The organism is Bradyrhizobium sp. 1200_D9_N1_1, assembly GCF_052075915.1.
In the GTDB taxonomy this organism is placed as follows: Bacteria; Pseudomonadota; Alphaproteobacteria; order Rhizobiales; family Xanthobacteraceae; genus Bradyrhizobium; species Bradyrhizobium diazoefficiens.
Window position 1 is genome coordinate 660070 of record NZ_CP197226.1, and the last position, 24031, is coordinate 684100.

At 65.2% G+C, this 24031-nt stretch carries 23 protein-coding genes; 14 read left to right on the forward strand and 9 right to left on the reverse strand.

The genetic code is table 11. The features are described from left to right. Positions 1-52: 52 nt before the first annotated feature. On the reverse strand, positions 53-220 hold the full coding sequence (locus tag AB5K84_RS03075) for a hypothetical protein (protein WP_236842160.1): 168 nt from the start codon (positions 218-220) through the stop codon (positions 53-55). A 172-nt stretch (positions 221-392) separates the two neighbouring features. Here AB5K84_RS03075 and AB5K84_RS03080 point away from each other — a divergent pair, with 172 nt between their 5' ends. The 3 genes from AB5K84_RS03080 (at position 393) to AB5K84_RS03090 (ending at position 1786) form a co-directional block, all read left to right on the forward strand. Continuing rightward, entirely contained in the window at positions 393-947 is a 555-nt protein-coding gene (locus tag AB5K84_RS03080) for a helix-turn-helix domain-containing protein (protein ID WP_236842159.1), read from the forward strand. After that, complete coding sequence (locus AB5K84_RS03085; protein WP_011083087.1) at positions 944-1198, forward strand: hypothetical protein; 255 nt, start codon at positions 944-946, stop codon at positions 1196-1198. The genes AB5K84_RS03080 and AB5K84_RS03085 overlap by 4 nt, the downstream gene beginning before the upstream one ends. Before the next feature lie 180 nt (positions 1199-1378). After that, positions 1379-1786 carry a RidA family protein gene (locus AB5K84_RS03090; protein WP_011083086.1) on the forward strand — a complete coding sequence of 136 codons (408 nt, stop codon included), beginning with the start codon at positions 1379-1381 and terminating at the stop codon, positions 1784-1786. Between the two features lie 55 nt (positions 1787-1841). On the opposite strand, the gene allE is transcribed toward AB5K84_RS03090, so the two are convergent. Both allE and AB5K84_RS03100 read right to left on the reverse strand, forming a co-directional pair. Continuing rightward, entirely contained in the window at positions 1842-2639 is a 798-nt protein-coding gene (gene allE, locus AB5K84_RS03095) for a (S)-ureidoglycine aminohydrolase (protein WP_011083085.1), read from the reverse strand. Positions 2640-2897: 258 nt separating this feature from the next. Further along, entirely contained in the window at positions 2898-3875 is a 978-nt protein-coding gene (locus tag AB5K84_RS03100; protein WP_011083084.1) for a LysR family transcriptional regulator, read from the reverse strand. Positions 3876-3973: 98 nt separating this feature from the next. Between AB5K84_RS03100 and AB5K84_RS03105 the strand changes: the two genes are divergently transcribed. Both AB5K84_RS03105 and AB5K84_RS03110 read left to right on the forward strand, forming a co-directional pair. Next, entirely contained in the window at positions 3974-5155 is a 1182-nt protein-coding gene (locus AB5K84_RS03105) for an MFS transporter (protein WP_038966673.1), read from the forward strand. Positions 5156-5165: 10 nt separating this feature from the next. Beyond that, on the forward strand, positions 5166-6200 hold the full coding sequence (locus tag AB5K84_RS03110; RefSeq protein ID WP_011083082.1) for an aldo/keto reductase: 1035 nt from the start codon (positions 5166-5168) through the stop codon (positions 6198-6200). Positions 6201-6207: 7 nt separating this feature from the next. On the opposite strand, the gene AB5K84_RS03115 is transcribed toward AB5K84_RS03110, so the two are convergent. Both AB5K84_RS03115 and AB5K84_RS03120 read right to left on the reverse strand, forming a co-directional pair. Then, entirely contained in the window at positions 6208-7818 is a 1611-nt protein-coding gene (locus AB5K84_RS03115; protein WP_011083081.1) for an amidohydrolase family protein, read from the reverse strand. After that, the gene (locus tag AB5K84_RS03120; RefSeq protein WP_011083080.1) at positions 7815-8633 is read right to left on the reverse strand and encodes a uracil-DNA glycosylase; all 819 of its coding nucleotides are present in this window, start codon (positions 8631-8633) and stop codon (positions 7815-7817) included. Before AB5K84_RS03120 ends, AB5K84_RS03115 begins: the two co-directional genes overlap by 4 nt. Before the next feature lie 252 nt (positions 8634-8885). Here AB5K84_RS03120 and AB5K84_RS03125 point away from each other — a divergent pair, with 252 nt between their 5' ends. The 5 genes from AB5K84_RS03125 (at position 8886) to recQ (ending at position 16047) form a co-directional block, all read left to right on the forward strand. Beyond that, a complete protein-coding gene (locus AB5K84_RS03125; protein WP_011083078.1) occupies positions 8886-10460 on the forward strand; it encodes an amidase family protein in 1575 nt (524 codons plus the stop codon). A 326-nt stretch (positions 10461-10786) separates the two neighbouring features. Then, entirely contained in the window at positions 10787-12088 is a 1302-nt protein-coding gene (locus AB5K84_RS03130; protein WP_011083077.1) for an O-acetylhomoserine aminocarboxypropyltransferase/cysteine synthase family protein, read from the forward strand. Between the two features lie 12 nt (positions 12089-12100). Beyond that, positions 12101-13102: a homoserine O-succinyltransferase MetA gene (metA, locus tag AB5K84_RS03135; RefSeq protein WP_011083076.1), complete on the forward strand. Its 1002-nt coding sequence runs from the start codon at positions 12101-12103 to the stop codon at positions 13100-13102. A 100-nt stretch (positions 13103-13202) separates the two neighbouring features. Then, on the forward strand, positions 13203-13946 hold the full coding sequence (locus AB5K84_RS03140) for a polysaccharide deacetylase family protein (RefSeq protein WP_038966663.1): 744 nt from the start codon (positions 13203-13205) through the stop codon (positions 13944-13946). A 235-nt stretch (positions 13947-14181) separates the two neighbouring features. After that, positions 14182-16047, forward strand: coding sequence for a DNA helicase RecQ (recQ, locus tag AB5K84_RS03145; RefSeq protein ID WP_441232372.1), 1866 nt, complete (start codon positions 14182-14184; stop codon positions 16045-16047). Positions 16048-16251: 204 nt separating this feature from the next. Here the strand turns inward: recQ and AB5K84_RS03150 are convergent, their stop codons facing one another. Next, the gene (locus tag AB5K84_RS03150; protein WP_011083073.1) at positions 16252-17265 is read right to left on the reverse strand and encodes a 1-aminocyclopropane-1-carboxylate deaminase; all 1014 of its coding nucleotides are present in this window, start codon (positions 17263-17265) and stop codon (positions 16252-16254) included. A 163-nt stretch (positions 17266-17428) separates the two neighbouring features. Between AB5K84_RS03150 and AB5K84_RS03155 the strand changes: the two genes are divergently transcribed. After that, positions 17429-17893 (forward strand): Lrp/AsnC family transcriptional regulator, encoded by a 465-nt coding sequence (locus tag AB5K84_RS03155; protein ID WP_011083072.1) that lies wholly within the window; start codon positions 17429-17431, stop codon positions 17891-17893. A gap of 6 nt (positions 17894-17899) precedes the next feature. Here AB5K84_RS03155 and AB5K84_RS03160 read toward each other — a convergent pair whose 3' ends face one another. Genes AB5K84_RS03160 through AB5K84_RS03170 form a run of 3 tightly spaced genes read right to left on the reverse strand, consistent with a single transcriptional unit; the run spans position 17900 to position 21667 of the window. Beyond that, on the reverse strand, positions 17900-19204 hold the full coding sequence (locus AB5K84_RS03160; RefSeq protein ID WP_038966661.1) for a citrate-proton symporter: 1305 nt from the start codon (positions 19202-19204) through the stop codon (positions 17900-17902). Between the two features lie 25 nt (positions 19205-19229). After that, the gene (locus AB5K84_RS03165; protein WP_011083070.1) at positions 19230-20690 is read right to left on the reverse strand and encodes an NAD(P)-binding domain-containing protein; all 1461 of its coding nucleotides are present in this window, start codon (positions 20688-20690) and stop codon (positions 19230-19232) included. After that, a complete protein-coding gene (locus AB5K84_RS03170; RefSeq protein ID WP_011083069.1) occupies positions 20687-21667 on the reverse strand; it encodes a LysR family transcriptional regulator in 981 nt (326 codons plus the stop codon). The genes AB5K84_RS03165 and AB5K84_RS03170 overlap by 4 nt, the downstream gene beginning before the upstream one ends. 86 nt (positions 21668-21753) lie before the next feature. On the opposite strand from AB5K84_RS03170, the gene AB5K84_RS03175 reads away from it, so the two are divergent. Genes AB5K84_RS03175 through AB5K84_RS03185 form a run of 3 tightly spaced genes read left to right on the forward strand, consistent with a single transcriptional unit; the run spans position 21754 to position 23983 of the window. Next, positions 21754-22911, forward strand: a complete 1158-nt coding sequence (locus AB5K84_RS03175; RefSeq protein WP_038966672.1) for a PLP-dependent cysteine synthase family protein — start codon at positions 21754-21756, stop codon at positions 22909-22911. Next, the gene (locus tag AB5K84_RS03180; RefSeq protein WP_028175245.1) at positions 22908-23399 is read left to right on the forward strand and encodes a CMD domain-containing protein; all 492 of its coding nucleotides are present in this window, start codon (positions 22908-22910) and stop codon (positions 23397-23399) included. The genes AB5K84_RS03175 and AB5K84_RS03180 overlap by 4 nt, the downstream gene beginning before the upstream one ends. Further along, positions 23396-23983, forward strand: a complete 588-nt coding sequence (locus tag AB5K84_RS03185; RefSeq protein WP_011083066.1) for a peroxidase-related enzyme — start codon at positions 23396-23398, stop codon at positions 23981-23983. Before AB5K84_RS03180 ends, AB5K84_RS03185 begins: the two co-directional genes overlap by 4 nt. Positions 23984-24031: the final 48 nt, after the last annotated feature.

Sequence of the window (24031 nt, forward strand, 5' to 3'; positions counted from 1 at the left end):
GGAGCGCGCGGATCGCCGAACTACTCTGCTCCCATCGCATTCGGACAAGTCGTCAGACATTGCCGATGCGAAATGGAACAAGGAGTTCGACGATGTCGCTGCAGATGTCACACCCGCAAAATGCCAAGGACCATGTCGCCGCCGCAATCGACGTCTCGTCAATCGAATGTGGGCGGCTGCGGTCATCGAGACGTTCACGGCGCTCCGGCGAGGAGGCCATGACGCTCTCCCTCGTTCATCTGGATGTTGCGCTGGCCATCGAGCCGCCTGCGCCGGACGTGCGGGGATCTGCCGACCGCGAGCCGAGCTTCAGGGTGTCCGCGAAACGGCTTGCGTGCGCCTCCTCGGAGGTCGATCGGGAGACGGGCGCGGAAGGATTCACGGATCCGGTGATGCAGCGCCTCGCGGATGCGCTCGCGGCCACCAAAGCCATGCACCATCCCCATTCTGCCATCCTTGTCGATGCGCTGCGTCTGGCCATTCTGACCCGCAAGGCAAGCCGGCGGACGGTGGCCGGACAAGGCCAGCCCGAGTCGGCCGAGGGTGATCATGAAGGCCGGGTTTGCCGGGCGGTGCGGTCGTTGCAGAAATGGCGCCTCAAGCGCGTCATGCAGTATGTCGACGACAATCTGGCCGCGAAGGTGACCTTGGAGCATCTGGCTGCCGTTGCCGGCCTTAGCCGGATGCACTTCGCGGCGCAGTTCCGGGCGGCCGTCGGCATCAGGCCGCACGAGTATTTGCTGAAGCGGCGGATCGAGCGGGCCCAGGAATTGCTGCAACAAGCTGACGTCTCGCTCGTCGACATCGCCTTGACCGTCGGGTTCCAGACGCAGGCTCATTTCACGACGGTGTTCAAGCGCTTCGCGGGCGACACGCCGTATCAATGGAGGAGCGCCTATCTCGCGCAATTCCTGCCGCTGCCGCCCGTCGGAGCAAGACCGTCATGAGCAACCCTGGCATTCAGGCCCTGCTGCTGCAGCTGGTCGGCATTCATTCGGCGCTGGTGCACCATGAGATCATGGGATTGTTGGAGATCGCTCGCGGTCTCGGCGCCTCCTATCGGTTCGCATCCTCGGAACCCGGGGCGGGCGCCTTCTACGGTCGCGTTACCATAAACTTCTGCAGGCTCATTGCCGCCGGCATCGCGCACTATGCCTTGATGGAGCCGTCGATCGAAGAAACGGCCACGCAAAGCTGAAGGAGACGGAGCCAGTCTCGGAATGTCGAGAGTGCTGTATCTTTCAACGGGGATTGACTGACACCCTCCGCCATCCCACGATTTTGTGCGGCAAGCAACGATTCCGAACTATTTCGAGCGCGATAGCTGTTAGGCCTCAGGCGTCATCGCGAGAATCTCCTCCAAGCCCAAGAGCCCAGAATGAATGCAAACGACATCACGCGCATCCCGAACAGGAATCTGCCCAGCAAGTCAGCGGTAACAACATATCATATGCCGGGCGGCGGCGGGTTGCTGTGGGCGGTGGCGGTTTCACCTGATCGCACCCAGGACATTCGCATACAGACGCTGGGCGCCTTGGGCGTCATCGATACTTATCTGAAGGATGCGGGTCTGGACCGTACGCGCATCGTCAAGGCTGAGATCGTGGTGACCGACCACGACAACAAGCCAGCCTTCGACGAGGCCTGGGCGAGCTGGATGCCGGCGGGTTATGGGCCGGTGCGCTCGTTCGTGCAGTCGGTTATGCCCGATGGTGATTTGATCGAGATCATCATCACCGCCGCGCTACCGGCTGGCACGCGCGATACGTCTCAGGCATCAGGCTGAGGATCTCTGAACCTCGTTCGCTTCGACTCGTCTTGCCGGCGCTCATCGGCCATCCTCAGAGGACGACGTCCCGGTTGACGTTCTTGTACAGCAGATAAACCGAGTGGTTCAGGCCGGTGGGATAGAATTGCTGCGGACAGAACGATCCCATCCAGATGAAATCGTCAACCCAGATTTCGTGCCAGCTATTGCCGAGATAATATAGGCCTTGCCCCTCCAGCATGAACAATCCGTGCTCCATGATGTGCGTTTCGACAGCCGGGAAGCAGACGCCGGGCTGGAAAAACATCAGGTTCATCTCAAAGTCGAACCGCAGGTCGCCCATTGGCAGCAGGTGCTTGAACCCGCGGCCCTGCAGCCCGGTATGGTTCGTCATCGGCATGGATTGTTGTTGACCGATGATCGCCGTCGGGGTGGCGATGTCCTCGGCCTTCTCATAGCGCTTCTTGACGGCGATGATGCGGGCAGGCGCGGTGGGATGACAGGACATCGTGAAGGATACGCCGGGCGGTACATAGACAAAGGCGCCGACAGCAAGCTCCACTGGCGGGTCGGAGCCGATGGTCACGTCCACGCCTCCTGCCACAACATAGAAGAAGTGCTGCAGGTCCACACAGATCGGCTGGGCCGTACCGCCCGCGGGCTCGATTTCCAGCATATATTGGGCAAAACCGGCGCCGAGCGAAGGCGCCGCCAGAAAGCGCACGGTTGTGGATTTCCACGCCGGAAGCCGGCTCTTCAACACGCCTTCCGGCGGCATGAACGCGAAGTTGCGACCGACAACGCCGCGATTGTGGCCGATCGCTCCGGGAGGAACGATGCCGGGTTGGCCGGGCAAGTCGGTGGGATGCATCTGAGGTCCTCGGGGAGTCTGGTTCAATCGAAAGGTTCTAGCGAAAGGCCGCGTCGGCGGATTTCGGAAACATGCCGCGGACACTGGAGCCCGCTTCACGTTGCAGCCGGTTCCGGACAGTTATCATCACGGGATCCTTGCGACGAGAGCGCGAATGCAGAACATACCAGCCAGTCCCTCGCATCAATGCGGAAAGGACAGTGGAGCAATGAGCCGGCCCAGGTCGAGCTCCGATGCGACGCCGACGTGAGGCTTAGCTCAAGGAATAGGACGCGTCCGCTGGATTTCCATCACCCTCCATTTCCCGTCCCCCGCGCGCTTCAGCGCGGGGTCGCTCACCCGCACGTGCTCCGCCAGAAAATCGATGAACGCGCGGACGCGCGCCGGGAGCGGCGCGGTGTGGCCGACATAGACAGCGTGGATGTCTTCGCGGTCGCCGGGATTGTAGTTCTGCAAGACCGGGACGAGGCGGCCTGATTCGATGTCGGGGCCGATGTGGAAGAGGGCGAGGCGGGCGAGGCCCACGCCGCCGAGCGCGAGGCGGCGGGCGGCTTCGCCGTCGCTGGCGCGGGCGGCCGGCGGCGGGACGGCTTCCTCGGTGCGGTCGCCGCGCTTGAAGGGCCAGCCGCGGATCGAGCGCGGAAAGGTCCAGCCGATGCCGCGGTGATCGGCAAGATCCGCCGGAATCTTCGGCGTACCGAAGCGCGCGAGATAATTCGGCGCGCCGACCACAACCATGCGGCTGGTGCCGAGTTTTCGCGCGACGAGGCGTGAGGCCCGCAACGGTCCGACGCGGATCGCGACGTCAGCGCGCTCCTGCATCAGGTCGATCAGTGTGTCGGTCAGCACCAGATCGAGCGTGACGTCGGGATGCTGTTCCAGGAAGCGCGGGATCAGCGGCATCACATGCAGCATGCCGAAGGGGATGTTGCTGTTGACGGTGAGGCGGCCGCGCGGTGCCGCGCCTGAAGCTGCCTCGCGCTCGGCCTCCTCCATCTCGGCGAGAATGCGCACGGCGCGCTGGTAGAAGGCCTGGCCTTCCTCCGTCAGCGTGAGCTTGCGCGTGGTGCGGTTGATCAGCCGCGAGCCGAGCCGTACCTCCAGCCGCGAGATCAGCTTGCTGACGCCCGACGGCGTCAGGCGCAGTTTTCGCGCGGCCTGGGTGAACCCGCCCAGGTCGACGACGCGGACGAAAACCTCCATCTCGGCGGAGCGGTTGGTGTCGAAACGGGCCATGTTGAATTCACGTCACAAATGATTGGATTGCGGACATCCTAATGCTTTTGCTGCAGCGCGGCTATCTGCGTGGCTCGTGCCATCCATTGGAGTCCCGCATGCCTCCCGCCGTCCTTGCGCTCACCGCCGGTGCCTTCGGCATCGGCACCACCGAATTCATCATCATGGGCCTGCTGCTCCAGGTCGCCGCCGACATGCATGTCTCCGTGCCGATCGCGGGCCTCCTCATCTCCGGCTATGCGCTGGGTGTGTTCGTCGGCGCGCCGGTTCTGACGCTGGCGACGCGGCGGATGCCGCGCAAAACCGTATTGCTGGCGCTGATGGCGATCTTCACGCTCGGCAATGCCGCCTGCGCGCTGGCGCCGAACTACGAATTGCTGATGGCGGCGCGGGTGCTGACCTCGCTGGCCCACGGCACGTTCTTCGGCGTGGGCTCGGTCGTGGCCACCGGCCTCGTCGCCGAGGACAAGCGCGCCTCGGCGATCGCGACCATGTTCATCGGCCTCACGGTCGCAACGCTGCTGGGCGTGCCCTTCGGCGCCTGGTTCGGCCTGATGCTCGGCTGGCGCGCGGCGTTCTGGGCGGTAACGGTCATCGGCGTGATCGCCTTTGCCGTGGTCGCCGCGTTCGTGCCCGGCCATGTCGGTAACGGCGACAAGCCGATCTCGCTGGCTGAAGAGCTCGCGGTGCTCGGCCGTCCGCAGGTGCTGCTCGGCCTCGCCATGACCGTGTTCGGCTTTGCCGGCCTGTTCGTCGTCTTCACCTATATCCAGCCGATCCTGACGCGCTTCACCGGTTTTTCGGAGGAAGCGGTGTCGCCGATCCTGCTGGTGTTCGGCGCGGGTCTTGCGATCGGCAACGTCGCGGGCGGCAAGCTCGCCGACCGCGGCCTGGCGCGGGCCCTGATCGGCACTCTCGCCGCGCTCGCCATCGTGCTGCTCGGCCTTGCCGCGGTGCTGTCGGTCAAGATCCCCGCGATCGTGCTGATCCTGCTGCTCGGCATCGCCGCCTTCGCAACCGTCGCGCCGCTCCAGCTGCGCGTGCTGGAAGCCGCCGGCCCGAGCGGCCGCACGCTGGCCTCGAGCCTCAACATCGCCGCGTTCAATCTCGGCAACGCGCTGGGGGCCTGGGCCGGCGGTGTCACCATCGATCGCGGGCTCGACCTCTCCGCGTTGCCGCTGGTGGCGGCCGGAATCACCGCGATCGGCCTCGTGCTGGCGCTGTGGAGCCTCCAGCTCGATCGCACGGCGACCGCAGTCGCGGCGTGCCCGGCGGAATAGGAGAGCGATCATGGAATATCGTAGTCTCGGTGCGTCCGGGCTCAAGGTCCCCGTCCTCAGCTTCGGCACCGGCACGTTCGGCGGCCAGGGTCCGCTGTTCTCCGCCTGGGGCCGCAGCGGCACGGAGGAAGCGCGCAGGCTGGTCGACATCTGCCTCGATGCCGGCGTCAATTTGTTCGACAGTGCCGACGTCTATTCGAACGGTGCCTCCGAGGAGATTCTCGGCGCTGCGATCAAGGGCCGCCGCGACAAGGTGCTGATCTCGACCAAGATGAGCCTGCCGATGGGCGATGGCCCGCTCGATGCCGGCTCATCGCGGCAGCGGTTGCTGACTGCGGTCGACGCAGCGCTGCAACGGCTCGGCACCGACACCATCGACCTCCTTCAGCTTCACGCGTTCGACGCGTTCACACCGATCGAGGAGGTGCTGTCCACCCTCGATACGCTCGTGCGTGCCGGCAAGCTGCGCTATGTCGGCGTTTCCAATTTCGCGGGCTGGCAGCTGATGAAGTCGCTCGCCATCGCGGACCGGCACGGCTGGCCGCGCTATGTCGCGCACCAGGTCTATTACTCGCTGCTCGGCCGCGACTATGAGTGGGAGCTGATGCCGCTCGCGCGCGATCAGGGCGTCGGCGCGCTGGTCTGGAGCCCGCTCGGTTGGGGGCGGCTGACCGGAAAGATCCGGCGCGGCCAACCGCTGCCGCAACAGAGCCGCCTGCACGCCACCGCGCAATTCGGTCCGCCCGTGGACGAGCAGCGGCTTTACGCGATCGTCGACGTGCTGGATGCGATTGCCGCCGAGACCGGCCGCACCGTGCCGCAGGTCGCGATCGCCTGGTTGCTGTCGCGCCCCACCGTCTCTTCCGTGATCATCGGCTCCCGTGACGAGGCGCAGCTGCGCGACAATCTCGGTGCGGTCGGCTGGTCGCTGGGCGCGGATCAGATCAAGCGTCTCGACGAGGCGTGCGCCGTGATGCCGCCCTATCCCTATTACCCCTATCGCATCCAGGAGGGTTTTGCGCGGCTCAATCCACCGCTGGTGTGACGGATAGCTAATAGAAGGCGGCGATCGCTGCGCCTAGTCCCTGCGGAAGGTTGGGTTCGCTCTTCAGCGTGTCGATGAAGACGGGATCGTCGGCCACCGTGAGGCCATCCAGCTTGATCGGATGCAGCGGCTCGGCGGCTGCTGCGACAGCTGCCAAATCCGGACCGGTCCGGATGCCGTTATATGCCAGCCGCGGGCGCAATTGGACATTGTTGCCGAACTGCTCGTCCAGCGCGAGACGCCATCCGGTTCGTGACACCGTTCCGCTCGCGATCGCGGCCGACATCGCGATGCTGTGCGGCTGCAACGTGCCGAGATTGCCGAGCGCGGCACTCAATCGGGTCGTTGCTTCCGCCAGCGTGATCTTCTCGATCCCCGGATCCTGGTCGGGCGAGGTGAAATCGATCACCCGCGCACTCCTGCCGACCTTCAGGGCCTCGCCGCTTCCGCCTGCCTGCTGCATGGCCTTCTTGGTCCCATAGCGCGCTCGCCCGCCGATCGTGACCAGGACGATATCCTGCTCGCGCGATTTGATCAGGTGGGCGTAAGGATCGCCGGTGACACCCTTCACGACGACGAGATCGGCGAACTTGCCCTTGGCGATGGTTCCCAGCTTTGAGTCCCACTTCAGGATCGCGGCCGGATTGCGCGTTGCCATCGCGACGATATCGTAATCGCTGAAGCCGAGATTGAAATGCGCGGATACGACCTTCGCCGCCTTCAGCTCGCCCAGCAGGTTCTTGCTGCCGGACGGCGACCAATCCGAGCCCAGCGCGATGGTGAGGCCTGCGGCGCACGCGGCGACGACATCGGTCGTCTTGCCATAGAGCAGCAGGTTGCTCAGGGGCGACCAGACGACCTTGGCCTGGTGCTGGGCCATCGTTCCGAAGTCGGTCGCATCGAGCGCCGTGCAATGAATGCCGGCCAGCGACGGCTCGATCGCCCAATCTCCCGCGGAATTGCGCAGCGCCAGGAAGTGGCTATGCGCCTTGGGATCGATGCCCTCGCTTAAGTGGAGCAGGAAACACGCCGACGATTTCAGCTCGTTGTCGAACTTCGCCCAATCCTCGGCATCGATGTCGGGAATCTTGGAGTGTGCCCGCGGAAGATCGGGCGGGCTCCCGATCTCGGCGGCGCGCAGCGCGCCCTTGTAATACTTGTGGATCGTGCCGCTCCAGTTCGACAGCGTGATCCCCTGGCTCGTCGTCGTTCCCGCGACCAGGCATTTGGCTTCGACATAGCGAACCAGGGCCGGCAGCAGCGAGCCGTCGTCGGCAAGGGCGATCGCGCTCATCGGGCCGGTCACGGACGTCTTGTACGATTTGGCATTCTGCCACTGGTCGCGATTGCCAAAGAGCTGCGGCACGCGCCAGAGCGGCAGGACGTTGTAGCTGAGGTGATTATGCAGCTCGATCAGGCCGGGATAGATGGTGCCGCCGGTGGTCACCGCGGCGACGGCCTCGAAGCCCACCGGGGCCGGCTGTCCCTTGGGCAGGATCGCGGCGATCCGATTGTCCTCGATGAAGATCGTCCCGTTCTTGATGACGTCGCCCTCAGTGGCCATCGTCACGATCCGGCCGGTCAGCGCCCATCGCTTCGGGTTTGCGGCCGGGCTCATGGAATCACCCCATCGGGAATGGTGATCATGATGGTGCGCCGCTTGGCCGCCGCGTCAACGCCCTGGCGCACGGCCCACGGCGTATCTCCACGCATCCAGGCCGGCAGTCCCGCCGGAAGGTCCTTTGCAATGATGTCGACAAGCTCGGACGGCTTGAAGGCGTCGCCGTACGGCACGAGTGTCGTCGGCACGTCGGGATGCTTGACCTCAGGCGCCAGCGCCGCGAGGGCGGCATTCCATTTGGCCAGCATGATCTTGGTATTCGCCGCCTGCGTCGCGGAATCATGCGCGGAGCTTTCCGGCCAGGTCGGGTGCGTGATGTGCTGATACGCGAGGGTCTTGTAGGCCGCGCCGTCGGAGCTCTTGAGCCAGGCTTTCCAGGCCTCGTCCGCGAGGCCGCCGAGCGAGACGACAGCCTCGATGTTGCCGGGGCCCAGCACGGCCTTGAACCATTTGTTGCGATAGTCGACGATGCCCGGCTCGTTCTTGTGCTTGGAGCCGCCGCTCTGGCCGTAAACGCTGTACAGGAAGGTGTTCACCATCACATAGCTCTGCACGATGCCGAGCTTGGCCAGAAAGCCCTGGGTCCGGCGGCCCGCGGTGCCGACCAGGATTCGGCGCACGATGGTCTCGTGCTGGGCGGGATCCTGGCCGACGATGAGCACACGCGCCGATCCGTCCAGCCGGCCGCGGTGAAAGATGGGCCCCCATTCGATGCGGAAGTCGTGGGGATCGTAGGCTTCAGCGCCGGGGTAGTTGGCGCACAGATCGCGAAAGGGTTGCTCGCCGTATCCGGCGTCGAATTCTGTGAGCATGGAAAATGCTCCAATCTGCCGATGTCAAAAATAGCTGCGTCAAAAAACCTGGTCGTTATGCCGCAATCTCAGCGGTAGTCTGTTGCACAATTCAACCAATATATGGGTCAAGACAGCGGGCGCAAAGGTTCACGGGCGTCCCTGGCTCCGGGGCCGTGACAGAGCGTCGCGACAACGCGCCATGCAGAAACGCGCCTGTACACGGTCGCGTGATCTCCATAACCTCCGCGGCGCAATTTCAGGAGATGCGGCGTGGCGAAGAAGACGGCGAGCAAGAAGAAAAGTGTTTCAAGGAAAGTAACGAAGACCTCGAGCAAGAAAGCCACCGCCCGCAAGGGTGCCGTCGCGAAAGCTGCGAAGAAATCAGTCAAGAAGGCCGCCCCGCGCAAATCGGCCACGGCGCGCCGTCCCAAGGGGCCGGTCTGGCAATGGTCTGCGGTCGATACCGCGGCCGCGATCCGCAGCGGCGCAATCTCCGCGGTCGAGACCGTCGAGGCGCATCTGGATCGGATGCGCGCGGTCAATCCCAGGCTGAATGCGGTCGTTGTCGATCTCAGCAAGGAAGCGCTGAAGGCTGCGCATGCGGCCGACAAGCAGCGCGCCAAAGGCGGCGAGCTCGGCCTCCTGCACGGCGTGCCCATCACCATCAAGGAAAACGTCGATTACGAAGGCCGGCCGAACTTCAACGGCGTGCCCGCCAACAAGGATTACATCGCGCCGTCGGATGCGCCTGTTGTCCGTAACCTGAAGAAGGCCGGCGCGATCGTCATCGGTCTCACCAACACGCCGGAATTCTCCTTCCGCGGCTTCACCGACAATCCCCTGCATGGGCTGACGCTGAACCCCTGGGACCCTGATATCACCTGCGGCGGCTCCTCGGGTGGCGCGGGGTCGGCGGTTGCCGCCGGTATCGGCACCATCGCCCATGGCAACGACATCGGCGGCTCGCTGCGCTGGCCGGCACATTGCAACGGCGTTGCCACCATCAAGCCGACGCAGGGCCGCATCCCCGCCTTCAACGGAAGCGCAACGGCCGAGCGGCCGATGCTGGCGCATCTGATGTCGGCGCAGGGGCCGCTCGCCCGCCACGTTGCCGACGTTCGCCTCGCGCTGGAGGTGATGAGCCAGCGCGATCCGCGCGATCCCTGGTGGGTGCCGGCGCCGCTTGTGGGGCCGAAGCCGAAGGGACCGATCAAGGTCGCGCTGGCGAAGATCCCCGACGACATGGACGTCGATCCGGCGGTCGCCGCGGCGCTGCGCCGGGCCGCCGATCACCTCGAGCGTTCCGGCTATCGCGTCAGCGAGGTCGAGGTGCCCGACATCAACGGCGTCTGGCAGACCTGGTGCGACATCATCACCAACGAGACGATGGTGATGCAGGAGGCCGCGATGCTGAAGGTCACGTCCGAGGATTTCCACAATGCGTGGAACGGCATGAAGGCCAAGGCCAATGTGCTCGATCTCAAGGCCTGGATGCAGGCGACGGCCGCGCGCAACGGCCACATCCGCGCCTGGCAGCTGTTCTTCGAGGACTACCCGGTCGTGCTGGCGCCGACCACGGTCAGTCCGACGCCGGGCCCGCGCGACGACACTATCAGCGCCGAGCGCGTGCAGGAGGTGTTCTGGGGCGGGATACGCTTCATCTCCGCGATCAACGTGCTGGGCCTGCCCGGCGCGGTGGTGCCGGTGGCCTTGCACGAGGGCAAGCCGATCGGCGTGCAGCTCATCACCGGCCGCTACCGCGAGGACCTCGCGCTCGATGCCGCGGCGGCGATCGAGAATCGTGCCGGCGTGCTCGCCCATCGCCTATGGGAGACGATGGACTGAGCGCTCGCGAGTTGCCGCCGCGTTGACAGTGCCGCCCTCGCTCCCTGTGGGAGAGGGTGGCACTGGCGGCCTTCGGCCGCCGTCCCTTGAGAACGCCGATGCTTTGCATCCGCGATGGGAAGCGAGTCGCGCCTAGGCGTACGAATTCGTTAATCCAATTTGATTCGAATTTTAGCCAATTCACCAATAACCGTTAGGGTTACTTCCTCGATCTCTAGGCGAATTATTGCTCGCTTTACCACCCGCCTCTAACACGAGGACGGCGGACAACGCACGTGCCTCATACAGGCCAATAAGTGCGGCCCGCTCCACGCGGAGGTGGCACGATGCGCAACGAGACGATCGCTATTCACGCCGGCTATGAGCCCGAAGCCACCACGCACGCGGTTGCCGTGCCGATCTACCAGACCGCGGCCTACGCCTTCGACAGCGCCGATCACGGCGCGGCGCTCTTCAATCTCGAGGCCGAGGGTTTCCGTTACAGCCGCATCGCCAATCCGACCAGCGCGGTGCTGGAGAAGCGTATCAGCCAGCTCGAAGGCGGCGTCGGCGCGCTTGCGGTCGCGACCGGCCAGGCGGCGCTGCATTTCGCCTTCGTCAACGTCGCCGATCACGGCGGCAACATCGTGTCCGTGCCGCAGCTCTACGGCACCACGCACACGCTGCTCTCGCACATTCTGCCGCGCCAGGGCATCACGGGCCGCTTCGCCGAGAGCGACAAGCCGGATGCGATCGAGAAGCTGATCGACGAGAACACCCGTGCGGTGTTCGCCGAGACCATCGGCAATCCTGCCGGCAATGTCTGCGACATCGAGGCATTGGCGAAGATCGCGCATGCCCATGGCGTGCCGCTGATCGTCGACAACACGGTCGCAACCCCGATCCTGCTCAAGCCGTTCGACTACGGCGCCGACATCGCCGTGCATTCGCTGACCAAGTTCCTGGGTGGCCACGGCACCACGCTGGGCGGCGCCATCGTCGATTCCGGAAATTTTCCGTGGGCGAAATACGCCGACCGCTTCCCCGCCTACAACAAGCCGGACGCGTCCTATCACGGACTCGTCTATGCCGAGCGCTTCGGCAAGACCGCCTATATCGAGCGCGCGCGCAGCGTCTATCAGCGCACCATGGGTTCGGTGCTGTCGCCGTTCAACGCCTTCCTGCTGCTCCAGGGCATCGAGACCGTGGCGCTGCGCATGGAGCGCCACGTCGAGAACGCGCGCAAGGTCGCCGAATTCCTGCGTACTGACCCGCGCGTCGCCTGGGTCAACTACACGGGTTTCCCGGACAGCCCCTACTATCCGCTGGTCCAGAAATATCTCGACGGCAATGCCTCCTCGCTGTTCACCTTCGGCATCAAGGGCGGCATGGAAGCCGGCAAGACCTTCTACGATGCGCTGAAGCTGATCACGCGCCTCGTCAATATCGGCGACGCGAAGTCGCTGGCCTGCCATCCGGCTTCGACCACGCACCGGCAGATGTCGGCGGAGCAGCAGCGCCTCGCCGGCGTTCTGCCGGAGACGATCCGCCTGTCCATCGGCATCGAGCATGCTGCCGATATCATCGAGGACATCGACCAGGCGTTGGAAAAAGCCTGTCCGTCGTCGCGCCTCCAGGCCGCGGAGTAGGCGACGGCCCCGATGACGATCCTGATCGACAGGGATCACGGTATGTCGAGCCCGGCGCTGGTGCCGGCTGAGGGCGATCTGGCGCGCGATCATGCCGGCGCCGAGCTCACCATCGGGCTGATCAACAACATGCCTGATCCGGCGCTGAAGGCGACTGAGCGGCAGTTCATGAAGCTGCTCCAGGCCGCCGCCGGCCCGCGCCGCATCCGCTTCCACTGCTTCTCGCTGCCCTCGGTCAAGCGCTCGCCCGAAGCGAAATGGCACGTCGAGAGCGAATATTCCGATCTCGCGGATCTCAAGCGTCAGCGATTCGACGGGCTGATCGTGACCGGCGCCGAGCCGGTCGCGCCCGAGCTCGACCAGGAGCCGTACTGGCGCGACCTCACCGATCTGGTCGACTGGGCGAGGACCAACACGCGCTCGACGATCTGGTCATGCCTCGCCGCGCACGCCGCGGTGCTGCACCTCGACGGCATCGCGCGGCGACGGCTACCGGCCAAGTGTCACGGCATCTTCGACTGCGAGGCCGTTACGGGTGATCCGCTGACGCATGCCCTGCCTGCGCCGCTCAAGGTTTCGCATTCGCGCCTGAACGAGATCGTCGAGAGCGACCTCGAGCAGGCCGGTTATCAGGTCTTGACCCGCTCGGCACTGGCTGGTGTCGACGTCTTCGTCCGCCAATATGCCAGCCGCTTCGTGTTCTTCCAGGGCCACCCCGAATATGACGCATTGTCGCTCCAGCGCGAATATCTGCGCGACGTCGGCCGCTACCTCGTGCGCGAGCGTGACAATTATCCGCACCTGCCGGTGAGCTATTTTGACGCAGCGACGGAAGAGAAGCTTGTGCGCTTCGAGAAGCAGGCGAGGCACCAGCGCCATCCAGCGCTCAGCAACGAGCTTCCCGCGCTGAATTTGCGCGCCGATATCGCCGCCGGCAGCGCGGCGGCGGCGCTATTCCGTAACTGGCTGCAATATCTCGGCGCGGACGCCGATGCGTCGGTCCTTGCGCGCTAGGTCGGGACGCTTCACGTTAGGACTAACGAAGTGTGAAGCTTGCTTCCGGCAGCGTACGAATGCTTCACTGAAGGGGGCGGGGCAAACAGGAAATGCGGTCGTGTGGTCGGCACTCCAGGGACGCGTGAGCAATCGGCTGGCCCGGCATTTCCGTGCCGCGCCGCACCGGCTGCCCGCGCACGCGCCGATGGTGAGCTTCACCTTCGACGATGCCCCCGATAGTGCCGCCGGCGAGGGTGCTTCGCTTCTCGAAGCGCATGGTGGCCGCGGCACCTACTACATCGCCGGCAGCCTGATTGGCCGGCCGTCGGATCATTGGCATGGGCTGTCGAACGACGCAATCGTGCGGCTTCACCATGCCGGCCACGAGATCGCCTGCCATACCTTTTCGCATCAGAGCGCGGTCAATCTCGGCGAGGCCGCCATGACCCGCGAGATCGAACGAAACCGCAGCCATCTCCGCGAAATCGATTCCTCGATCGCGCTGGAGAATTTCGCCTATCCGTACGGCCTCGCCTCGGTCTGGCGCAAGCCGCAGCTCGCGAGAACCTTCCGCTCGGCGCGCGGCATTCTGCCCGGCGTCAATCGCGATGTCATCGACCTCCAGTTCCTGCGCGCCTCACCGTTGGTAGATTGCGAGATCGATAGGGCGGGCGTCGATCGCTATTTCGACGAGGCGGTCGCAAGCGGCGGATGGCTCATCTTCTACGGCCATGACGTCGTGAACGCGCCGAGCCCCTATGGCTGCACGCCGCACCTGATGCGCCATGCGCTGGAGGCGGCCGGCAAGCGCGACATGCCGATCGTAACCGTCGCGGAGGCGCTGCGACGAATCGGGGCGTAGCTCTCTTACCTCGCCCCGCTTGCGGGGAGAGGTCGGATCGCTCTTGCGATCCGGGTGAGGGGGTACAGGTCCCGCAACAGTCTCATCCGTGGAAAGAGGCCCCTCACCCCAACTCTCTCCCCGTAAGAACGGGGAGAGGGAGAAGAAGCAGCGGCGCAAGCGTCAAATCGTCTTGCCACGCCCGCGCAGCCATGCGACTGGCCTTGTGACGAATCCCACGGCCTCCGACACACCCATGAACGTCCCTTCCACTGCTCCGCTGCCCGCGCCGGCCAACGGCCGCGACGCGCTGTCGGTGCTGCATTCGGTGTTCGGCCTGCCGGGGTTCCGCGGCGCGCAGGGCGAGATCATCCGGCATGTCACCGATGGCGGCAATTGCCTCGTGTTGATGCCGACCGGCGGCGGCAAGTCGCTGTGCCACCAGCTGCCGTCGTTGCTGCGCGAAGGCTGCGGCATCGTGGTCTCGCCCTTGATTGCGCTGATGCGCGACCAGGTTGCCGGCCTGCTCGAGGCCGGGGTCAACGCCGCCGCGCTGAACTCGTCGCTGACGCCGCAGGAGGCCTCCGACATCGAGCGGCGCCTGATCGCGGGCGATCTCGACCTGCTCTATGTCGCGCCGGAACGACTGGTGACGCCGCGCTGCCTGTTGATGCTGGCGCAGGCCAAGGTGGCGCTGTTCGCGATCGACGAGGCGCACTGCGTCTCGCAATGGGGCCACGACTTCCGCCCCGAATATGTCGGCCTCTCCATCATCGCCGAGCGCTTTCCCGAGGTGCCGCGCATCGCGCTGACCGCGACCGCCGACGAATTGACGCGGAAGGAGATCGTTGAACGGCTCAAGCTTGGGGGCAGTCCGCAATTCGTCTCGAGCTTCGACCGCCCCAATATCCGTTACGAGATCGTCGACAAGCGCAATGCGGTGTCGCAGCTCAAGGAGTTCATCCGGGAGCGCCATGCGGGTGACGCCGGCGTGGTCTACTGCCTGTCGCGCAACCGGGTCGAGGAGGTCGCCGCCGCGCTCGATGATGCCGGCATCGCCGCGCTGCCCTATCACGCCGGGCTCGACAGTAGCGTGCGCTCGCGCAACCAGGACCGCTTCCTCAACGAGGACGGCATCGTCATCGTGGCGACCATCGCCTTCGGCATGGGCATCGACAAGCCCGACGTGCGCTTCGTCGCGCATCTCGATCTGCCCAAGAGCATCGAGGCCTATTACCAGGAGACGGGACGCGCCGGCCGCGATGGCAAGCCGTCCGCGGCATGGATGGCCTACGGCCTCTCCGACATCGTGCAGCAACGCCGCATGATCGACGAGTCCAGCGGCTCGGACGATTTCAAGCGCGTGTCGATCGGCAAGCTCGACGCGCTGGTCGGGCTCGCCGAGACCGCGCAGTGCCGGCGCAGGCGGCTGCTCGCCTATTTCGGCGAGATCGTGCACGGTGAAACCTGCGGTAATTGCGACAACTGCCTGACGCCGCCGAAGATGCGCGACGGCAAGGTGCTGGCGCAAAAGCTCTTGTCCTGCGTCTATCGTACCGGCCAGCGTTTCGGCGCGATGCACCTGATCGACGTGCTGATCGGTCGCCTGACCGAGAAGGTCACGCAGTTCGGCCACGACAAGCTGTCGGTATTCGGCATCGGGCGCGAGCTCAACGAAAAGCAGTGGCGCACGGTGCTGCGGCAGCTCGTGGCGATGGGCCATTTGCAGAGCGACAGCGAAGCTTATGGCGCACTGAAGCTGACGGAGGCCGCGCGCGGCGTGCTACGCGGCGAGACCGAGGTATGGCTGCGCGAGGAGGTGCCCGGCACCCGCGTCCGTTCCAGCCGCGCGAAATCCCGCCGCGGCGATCTCGCGCCTGCGGCCAGCGCCCCGCAAGGCGATGTCGATCCTGAATTGCGTGCCCGGCTGCGGTCCTGGCGCTCGGATGTCGCGCGCGAACGTGGCGTGCCGGCCTATGTCGTGCTGCACGACGCCACCATTGACGGCATCGTGCGGGCCTGGCCGACCACGCTGGACGAGCTCCGCAACGTGCCCGGCATCGGCGACAAGAAGCTCGAGCATTATGGCGACGAGCTGCTGCAGATCGTGCGGACGCGGTAGGGGTGAAGCTAATATCTCCACCGTCATCCCGGACAAGCGCGCCCAAAGCGCGCGCAGATCCGGGATCCATAACCACAGGCCGTGGGAAACGGCACGCCGACAGCCTCAGTGTGTTTCAACAATTGGCGGTCGGGGTAATGGGTCCTGGCTTTCGCCAGGACGAGACCAGTGAGGAGGCGCGCGCCGTCTTACGGCACCGACGCACTAGCCGTTTCTGAACGCGTAGCCGTAGCCGTTGAGCGCCGGGGCACCGCCGAGATGCGCGTAGAGGACCTTCGCGCCCTTCTCGAAATAGCCTTTCTGCGTGAGGTCGATCAGGCCCTGCATCGACTTGCCCTCGTAGACGGGGTCGGTGATCATGGCTTCGAGACGCGCGGTGAGGCGGATCGCCTCCTTGGTCTCTTCCGACGGCACGCCATAGGCGGGATAGGCGTAGTCCTCGATCAGCACGACGTCGTCTGCGACGATGTCCTTGCCGAGCTCGACGAGCTTGGCCGTGTTCTGGGCGATCGAGAGCACCTGCGCCTTGGTCTGCGCCGGGGTGAACGACCCGTCGATGCCGATCACCTTTCGCGCGCGGCCGTCGGCGGCGAAGCCGACCAGCATGCCGGCATGGGTCGAGCCGGTGACGGTGCAGACCACGATGTAGTCGAACTTGAAGCCGAGCTCGGCTTCCTGCTTACGCACTTCCTCGGCGAAGCCGACATAGCCGAGCCCGCCATATTTGTGCACGGAGGCGCCGGCGGGAATCGCGTAAGGCTTGCCGCCCGCGGCCTTCACTTCCTCGATCGCCTGCTCCCAGCTCTTGCGGATGCCGATGTCGAAGCCGTCGTCGACCAGGCGCACGTCGGCGCCCATGATGCGCGAGAGCATGATGTTGCCGACGCGGTCATAGACGGCGTCCTCGTGCGGCACCCACGCTTCCTGCACCAGGCGGCACTTCATGCCGATCTTGGCGGCGACGGCGGCGATCATGCGGGTGTGGTTGGACTGCACGCCGCCGATCGAGACCAGCGTGTCGGCGTTCGAGGCGATCGCGTCCGGGATGATGTATTCGAGCTTGCGCAGCTTGTTGCCGCCATAGGCGAGGCCGGAGTTGCAGTCCTCGCGCTTGGCATAGATCTCGACATTGCCGCCGAGATGTTTCGACAGCCGCTCCAGCTTCTCGATGGGCGTCGGGCCGAAGGTCAGCGGATAGCGCGCGAATTTTTCCAGCATGGTCAGGTCATCTCGATTGGTGTTGAGCTGGCCGCAGCGATTAGCATATGTGGTAAGGAATGTGCTCTCGAATGCTGCACCGATATTGCATGATATCTTGCGAAGATTGGCATTTTGACTAATATTTCTTTCAGAAAATCATCCAGAATCGGAAGCTTCTTCCATGCCGCTTCGGCTCGATCGAACCGACCTTAAGATATTGAGATTGCTTCAAAATAACGGCCGGCTCAGCAATGCCGAGCTGGCCGAAACCGTTGCGATCAGCCCCGCCACCTGCCATCGCCGCACCCAGCGCCTGTTCGAGGACGGCTTCATCGCTGCCGTCCGCGCCATGATCGCGCCGAAGAAGGTGGCGAAGGGGACGCTGGTCATGGTCGGCGTCGTGCTGGACCGCTCGACGCCGGAAAGCTTTGCCATCTTCGAGCAGGCGATCGCAAAACTGAAATTCGTGCTCGACTGCCACCTCGTCGCCGGCGACTTCGACTATTTCCTCAAGATCCGCGTCGGCGACATGGAGGATTTCAACCGCATCCATGGCGAACAGCTCATCGCGCTGCCGGGGGTGCGCCAGACCCGCACCTTCTTCGTGATGAAAGAGGTCGTCGACAACGCGCCGCTGGAGTTTTGAGCGGCTTCACGATGCCTGTTCGACGACGCCGTCCGGGACCTGCTCCCGCTCGGCGTCCTCCGGCCGCATCGCGATCACCGCGATCAGCCCGAGGCCGACGCCGATCATGACATAGAAGATCGGCGCCAGCGGGGAGCCGGTGAGCGCGATCAGCCAGGTCACGAAGAACTGGGCAAAGCCGCCGAACACCAGCACCGCGACATTGTTGACGATCGCAAGCGCGGTCGAGCGGACGCGGATCGGGAACAGCTCGACCAGCGTGGTGCAGTAGACGCCGAGGAAGAAGGCGCTGAAGAAGCCGATGACGATTTGGGCGACCAGGAGCCTTGCGATCGACGGCTCGGAGATCACCCAGGCATAGAGCGGGTAGAGCGAGACGAAATAGCCGATCAGCGAGACCAGCAACAGCGGCCGGCGCGGATAGCGGTCGGAGACGGCGCCCGCGATCGGCACGACGATCACCATCACGATTGCCGCGATCATCTGCACCAGGAAGCTCTGCATCAGCGGCAGCTTCAGCACCTCCTTGGCGTAGGTCACGGTGTAGCCGAAGGTGACGTAGAACGACACGGCGCTCGCCACCACCATGCCCATGCCGATCAGGAAATTGCGGCCGGGATTCTTCAGCGCGGCGATGAAATTGTCCTTGTGCAGCGTCGCCATGCTGCGCCGGGAAGCTTCGGGCTCGATGACGCTGGCGCGCATATAGAGCAGGATCGGAACGATCACGAGGCCGACGAAGAAGGGAATGCGCCAGGCGCCGGCGGCAAGCTGCTCCTGCGTGAACGCCAGCGTCAGGGCGGCACCCAGCACTGCGCCGAGCACGTTGGCCATGAGCTGGCCGGCGATCTGCCACGAGCCATAGAAGCCGGTGCGGCCGGGAGGCGCCGCTTCGATCAGATAGGCGGTCGAGGTGCCGAACTCGCCGCCGACCGAAAAGCCCTGCAACAGCCGCGCCAGCAGCACGATCAGCGGCGCCGCAATGCCGGCCGTGGCGTAGGTCGGCGTCAACGCCAACAGCGCGACCGACACAGCCATGATGCCCATGCCGAGCGTCATCGCCGCCTTCCGCCCCTTGCGATCGCCGAAATAGCCGAGCACGAGGCCGCCGATCGGCCGCATGAAGAAGCCGGTGCCGAACAGCGCGGTGGTCAGCAGCAGTGCGTTGATCTCACTGCCCGAAATTTTCGGGTCGACCGGGAAGAACAGGTTCTTGATGACCGGTGTCATCAGGGCGAACACCGTGAAGTCGTACCACTCCAGGGCATTGCCGGCGATCGCGGCTGCGATGGCTTTCCTGTTCGTCTGCATCTCTCGCTTGCCTGTCCGGTTGCGCCTATTCGGCGGGTTGATGGGTGACGTCGGCATCCTGCCATTCGTCGCCGGCGAGTTCCGGCGTGGCGAAGGCCTTGAGGTTGGCGAAATGAATCTCGCGATCCTCGACGAACAGGCGACGGACGATGCCGCGCGCGAGCCGGTCGGCGCCTTCGCTGATCGCGGGGATATCGCCGGAGAGCTTTCCGTGGCTCAGCGTCGCCGGATAGTTGAAGCAATGCAGCCGCGCCAACATGGGGCAGGCGCCGGGCTCTTTCTCCAGGAACTGGAAGCTGTCGCCGAGGTCTGGCGAGTTCTCCAGCTCGGCATTGTCCATGCCGTCAGGTGCCGGGAAGCGGTCGCACCAGAACCGGATATGCGGCGCGAACTCGGCGAGCTCGTCGCGCAACGCGAGGTCGACCTTGAAGCCCGTGCCGAAGATGATGAAATCGGTCGCGTAGCGGCCCTTCGGCGTCGTTACCGTGAGATGGTCTCCCGCGACGGCGAGATCATCGATCGGGCTTGCGAGATGGAAATGCGCCTGCGGATAGGCGGAGACCCGCAGTACGCTTTGACGCGGCGGCGGCGTCTGCGCCTTCAGCGTGTGATCGAGGAAACGCCATTTCCAGTCATCCGACAGGCCGGCAAAGCCGTGGACGACGCCCTGGCTGCCGATGCCGGTGAACTTGTTGACGCGCGGGATGTCCGCGCGCCGAATGAATAGGTCGAGCCGCGCTGCGCCCGCCTCCAGCGCCATCGCTGCGTTGTCCATCGCGGATGCGCCCGCGCCGACGACGGCAACACGCCTGCCGCGAAGTCTCTCGAAGTCGATAGGGGCGGACGAATGCGCCCAGAAACGTCGGTCGATGCCGTCGCAGAGCGACGGCACGTAAGCACCGCCGAGGCCGTCGCGGCCCGTCGCCAGCACGACATGGCGCGCGAGAATCTGTCGCGACGTGCCGCCCTCGCTGATGTCGAGCGCGAACAATTCATCGGTGCGCGCGTGGATTCGCTCGACCGAAACCCCGTTGCGGACCGGCAGGTCCAGCACCTTGCGGTACCAGATCAGGTAATCCATCCACATCGTGCGCGGCGCGCGGTCGAGCGCCTGCCACGCCTGCCTGCCATATTGCGCCTCGTAGAAGGCGCGGAAGGTCAGCGCCGGCATGCCCATCGCAGGTCCGGTCAATTCCTTGGGCGAGCGTAGCGTCCGCATCCGGGCGAACGTAACCCAGGGGCCTTCCTCGCCGGCGCGGGCACGGTCGAGCACGAGCTGGTTGTCGACGCCGAGACGCCTGAGCATGGCGGAGGCGACGAGGCCGGCCATGCCGGCGCCGACGATGACGACGTCGACGACGCTCTTGCCGTCAACGACGCGGCGCGGCACCCACGATTTGGCCGGCAGTTCGAGCCAGGCCAGATCCTGCTTCAGGCGCGCTTCAAGCGCCGCGAGGCCCGCCGCGTCAGGTGTCATCGTCGTCATGAGGGAGCTTTCTCGAATTCACTGGTTTCGTCGCCGGCCTCGGCCAGCGCGGCGGCGCCGCTATGCAGTTTTGCGCCAGGCATCAGCGCGACCGCGGCGCGCAGTGCGTCGTTGAGCGCGGCAACCGTCGGCGTCAGCTCGCGCCCGGTCGGCGCAATCGCGGCGAACAGGAAGGGAATGGACACGTCCAGGGGCCGGGTGACGACGCCCTCCACCGGCAGGCTGGAGGTCAGCACCGGCTCGACCACGGCGATGCCGAGCGACTGCTTGGCCATGGCGATCGCCGTCAGCGAAGCGTTGGTGTCGATGACCTCAGCGGGCACGACACCCTCACGCTCCAGCGCCTCCTCCACGCGGCGGCGAAGCCGGTAGGGGTTGGCCATCGTCAGCAGCCGGACGCCAGCAAGATCCCTCAGGCGAATGACCTTCTTCTTTGCCAGCGGATGATCCATCGCGAGGCACGCGACGCACGGCACCTCGCAGACCCACTGCATGTCGAGCCCGGGATGCTGGATCGGCAGGCTCGCAAGGCCGAAATCGACCGACTGCGACAGCACCGATTGCACGACGTTCTCGGCCGAGAGCGCCTGCACGTGGACCTGGCTTGGCAGCAACTTGCGTTCGAGCGCTGCGAGCGCGGCCGGGACGAAGCCGGCCGCCAGCGCCGGGATTGCCGCCAGGCTGAGCACGGGAAGCGCCCCCGCACCGATCGCGTTGGCGCGCTGGCGGATGTGCTTCAAGCCCATCAGCAGCCGCTCGACCTCGGCATGAAACAGCACGCCCTTTGGCGTCGGGCTGATGCGCGGGCCGTTCCGGGTGAACAGGAGATAGCCGACGTCAGCTTCGAGATCCTGGATCTGACGCGTCACGACCGGCTGCGATCGGCCGAGCAGCCGCGCTGCGCCGGTGATGCTGCCGGCCGACATCACGGCGGCGAAGGCCTCGAGAAGGCGGATATCGATAACGTCCTGGTTCATCGCCATGTCGCCCGCATTATGTGAATATAGAATGAACAATATTTCTTGATGTGCAAGAGGTATTATGAGAGCATGAGGTTATGCCGATGGAGCCAACCCCCTTTCGCCACCACAATCCGGCCGGGCCGGTCTACCGGCGCGGCTGGGTCGACGAGGCTGTAGCTGCGATCGAGGCCGACCAATGCCGCACGGCCGACACGCATCTGATCCGGCTGATCGTGCCGGCGCTATCAGGCATCGATATCTATCTGAAGGACGAGTCCACGCACCCGACCGGCAGCCTGAAGCATCGGCTGGCGCGCTCGCTGTTCCTCTACGCGCTCTGCAATGGCCACATCCGCGAAGGCACGCCCGTGGTCGAGGCCTCGTCGGGATCGACCGCGGTGTCGGAAGCCTATTTCGCGCAGATGATCGGCGTGCCCTTCTACGCCGTGATGCCGCGCACGACGTCGGCGGAGAAGATCGCTGCGATCGAGCATTATGGCGGCAATTGCCATCTGATCGACGACGGCCGCGCGCTGTATGCTGAGGCCGCCGCGCTCGCCACCCGCCTGAACGGCCACTACATGGACCAGTTCACCTTCGCCGAGCGCGCCACCGACTGGCGCGGCAACAACAACATCGCCGAATCGATCTTCACGCAATTGCAGGGCGAACCGCGCCCGCTGCCGGACTGGATCGTGATGGGCGCCGGCACCGGCGGCACCTCGGCCACCATCGGACGCTACTTGCGCTACCGCCAATATCCGACGCGGCTGTGCGTCGCCGATGTCGAGCATTCCGCCTTCTTCGATTGCTTCCGCACGCAGGACCGCTCCCACGTTTGCGAACGGCCCTCGCTGATCGAGGGCGTCGGCCGGCCGCGCTGCGAACCGTCCTTCGTGCCTGGCGTTGTCGACCGCATGATGAAAATCCCGGACGTCGCAACGATTGCGGCGATGAATGTACTGTCGCGCCGGCTGCGCCGATCCGTCGGCGGCTCCACCGGCACCAACTTCCTGGCGCTGTGCCGCATTGCCTCGGAGATGCGCAGCGCCGGCCAAGCCGGATCGCTGGTCACGCTGATCTGCGATTCCGGCGAACGCTATCGGCAGACCTACTATGACCCCGCATGGCTGAAAGCACGCGGCCTCGATCCAGCGCCGTTCGAGATTGCCCTGTCGTCGTTCCTGGATACGGCGCAGCCGCTGGCGCTCGCCGTCGAGGATGTTGTCAATCCACAGAGCCCGCGGAGTGTTGCTTGACCACGCTGATCGAAACCATTGCCGGCGTGCGCGCGGCGTCACGGCTCGGCCAGGCTCTGAACGCCCGCGCCGAGATTTTGCACCTCAGCGAAGCCGCCCATGACGCGGTGCTGCTGCCGCGCGAGCCCGGCGGCCTGAGCCACGGCTTGCGGGCGGCGCTCGCGGCGCGGATGTGCCGGCACGTCGGCGACGAGGCGCTGACCGCGCATTACGACTCCTATCTGGCGCATGCGAGCGATCTCGACCTGGCCGCCCTGGCACGGCCCGGCGGCCTGTGTGGCGATTCCCTGCACGACGCCATGGCCCGCCATGCCGACCTGCTGACGCTGTCGCCGCGCGAGGCGACGCGACAGGACATTGCGGCGCTGAAGACGGCCGGCGTCAGCGAGGCCGATATCGTGCGGCTGTCCGAGCTTGCCGCCTTCGTGAACTACCAGCTGCGGGTCCTGGCCGGCCTCAGGCTCCTGAAAGAGGTCGAAGCCCGATGAGCGAGGTCGTCCACAACTTCACCGCCACGATCCCGACCTGGTCGCCCTATGTCACGCCTGTCGAGCTCGCCTCGGCGACGTCAGAGCAGCTCGCGGCGATGAAGGTCACGCCCTCCAACAAGGGCGTCTCGCCTTACGTGCTGACGCTGGCGCATGACCCTGAATCGCTCGCGGTGCGCTCGCCGCTGTTCAACCTCATCATGTACGGCAAGGACGGCTTGTCCCCGGCCGAGCGTGAGCTCGGCGCGCTGAGTGCCTCGGTCGTCAACCGCTGCATCTATTGCGCCGCCGTGCACGCCTCACGCTTCATCAGCTACTCCGGGCGCAACGACATCGTCGAGGAAATCTTTGCCGACGAGCGCGATGCCACGCTGGAGGCGCGCCAGCAGGCACTGTTCAATTTCGCTACAAAACTCTCGACGACGCCGATCGAAGCTACTGCAGATGACGCGCGTGCACTCGGCGAGGCCGGGCTGAGCGAGCTCGAGCAGCTCGACCTGGTACTGTCGGCCGCGATCTTCGGCTGGGCCAACCGGCTGATGCATACGCTGGGCGAGCCGCTGGCGCGCCCGGAGGCGCCGTAACCGGCGTCTCCCTGTTATTTGCAAAATTGCACGATCGTCACGGCAACT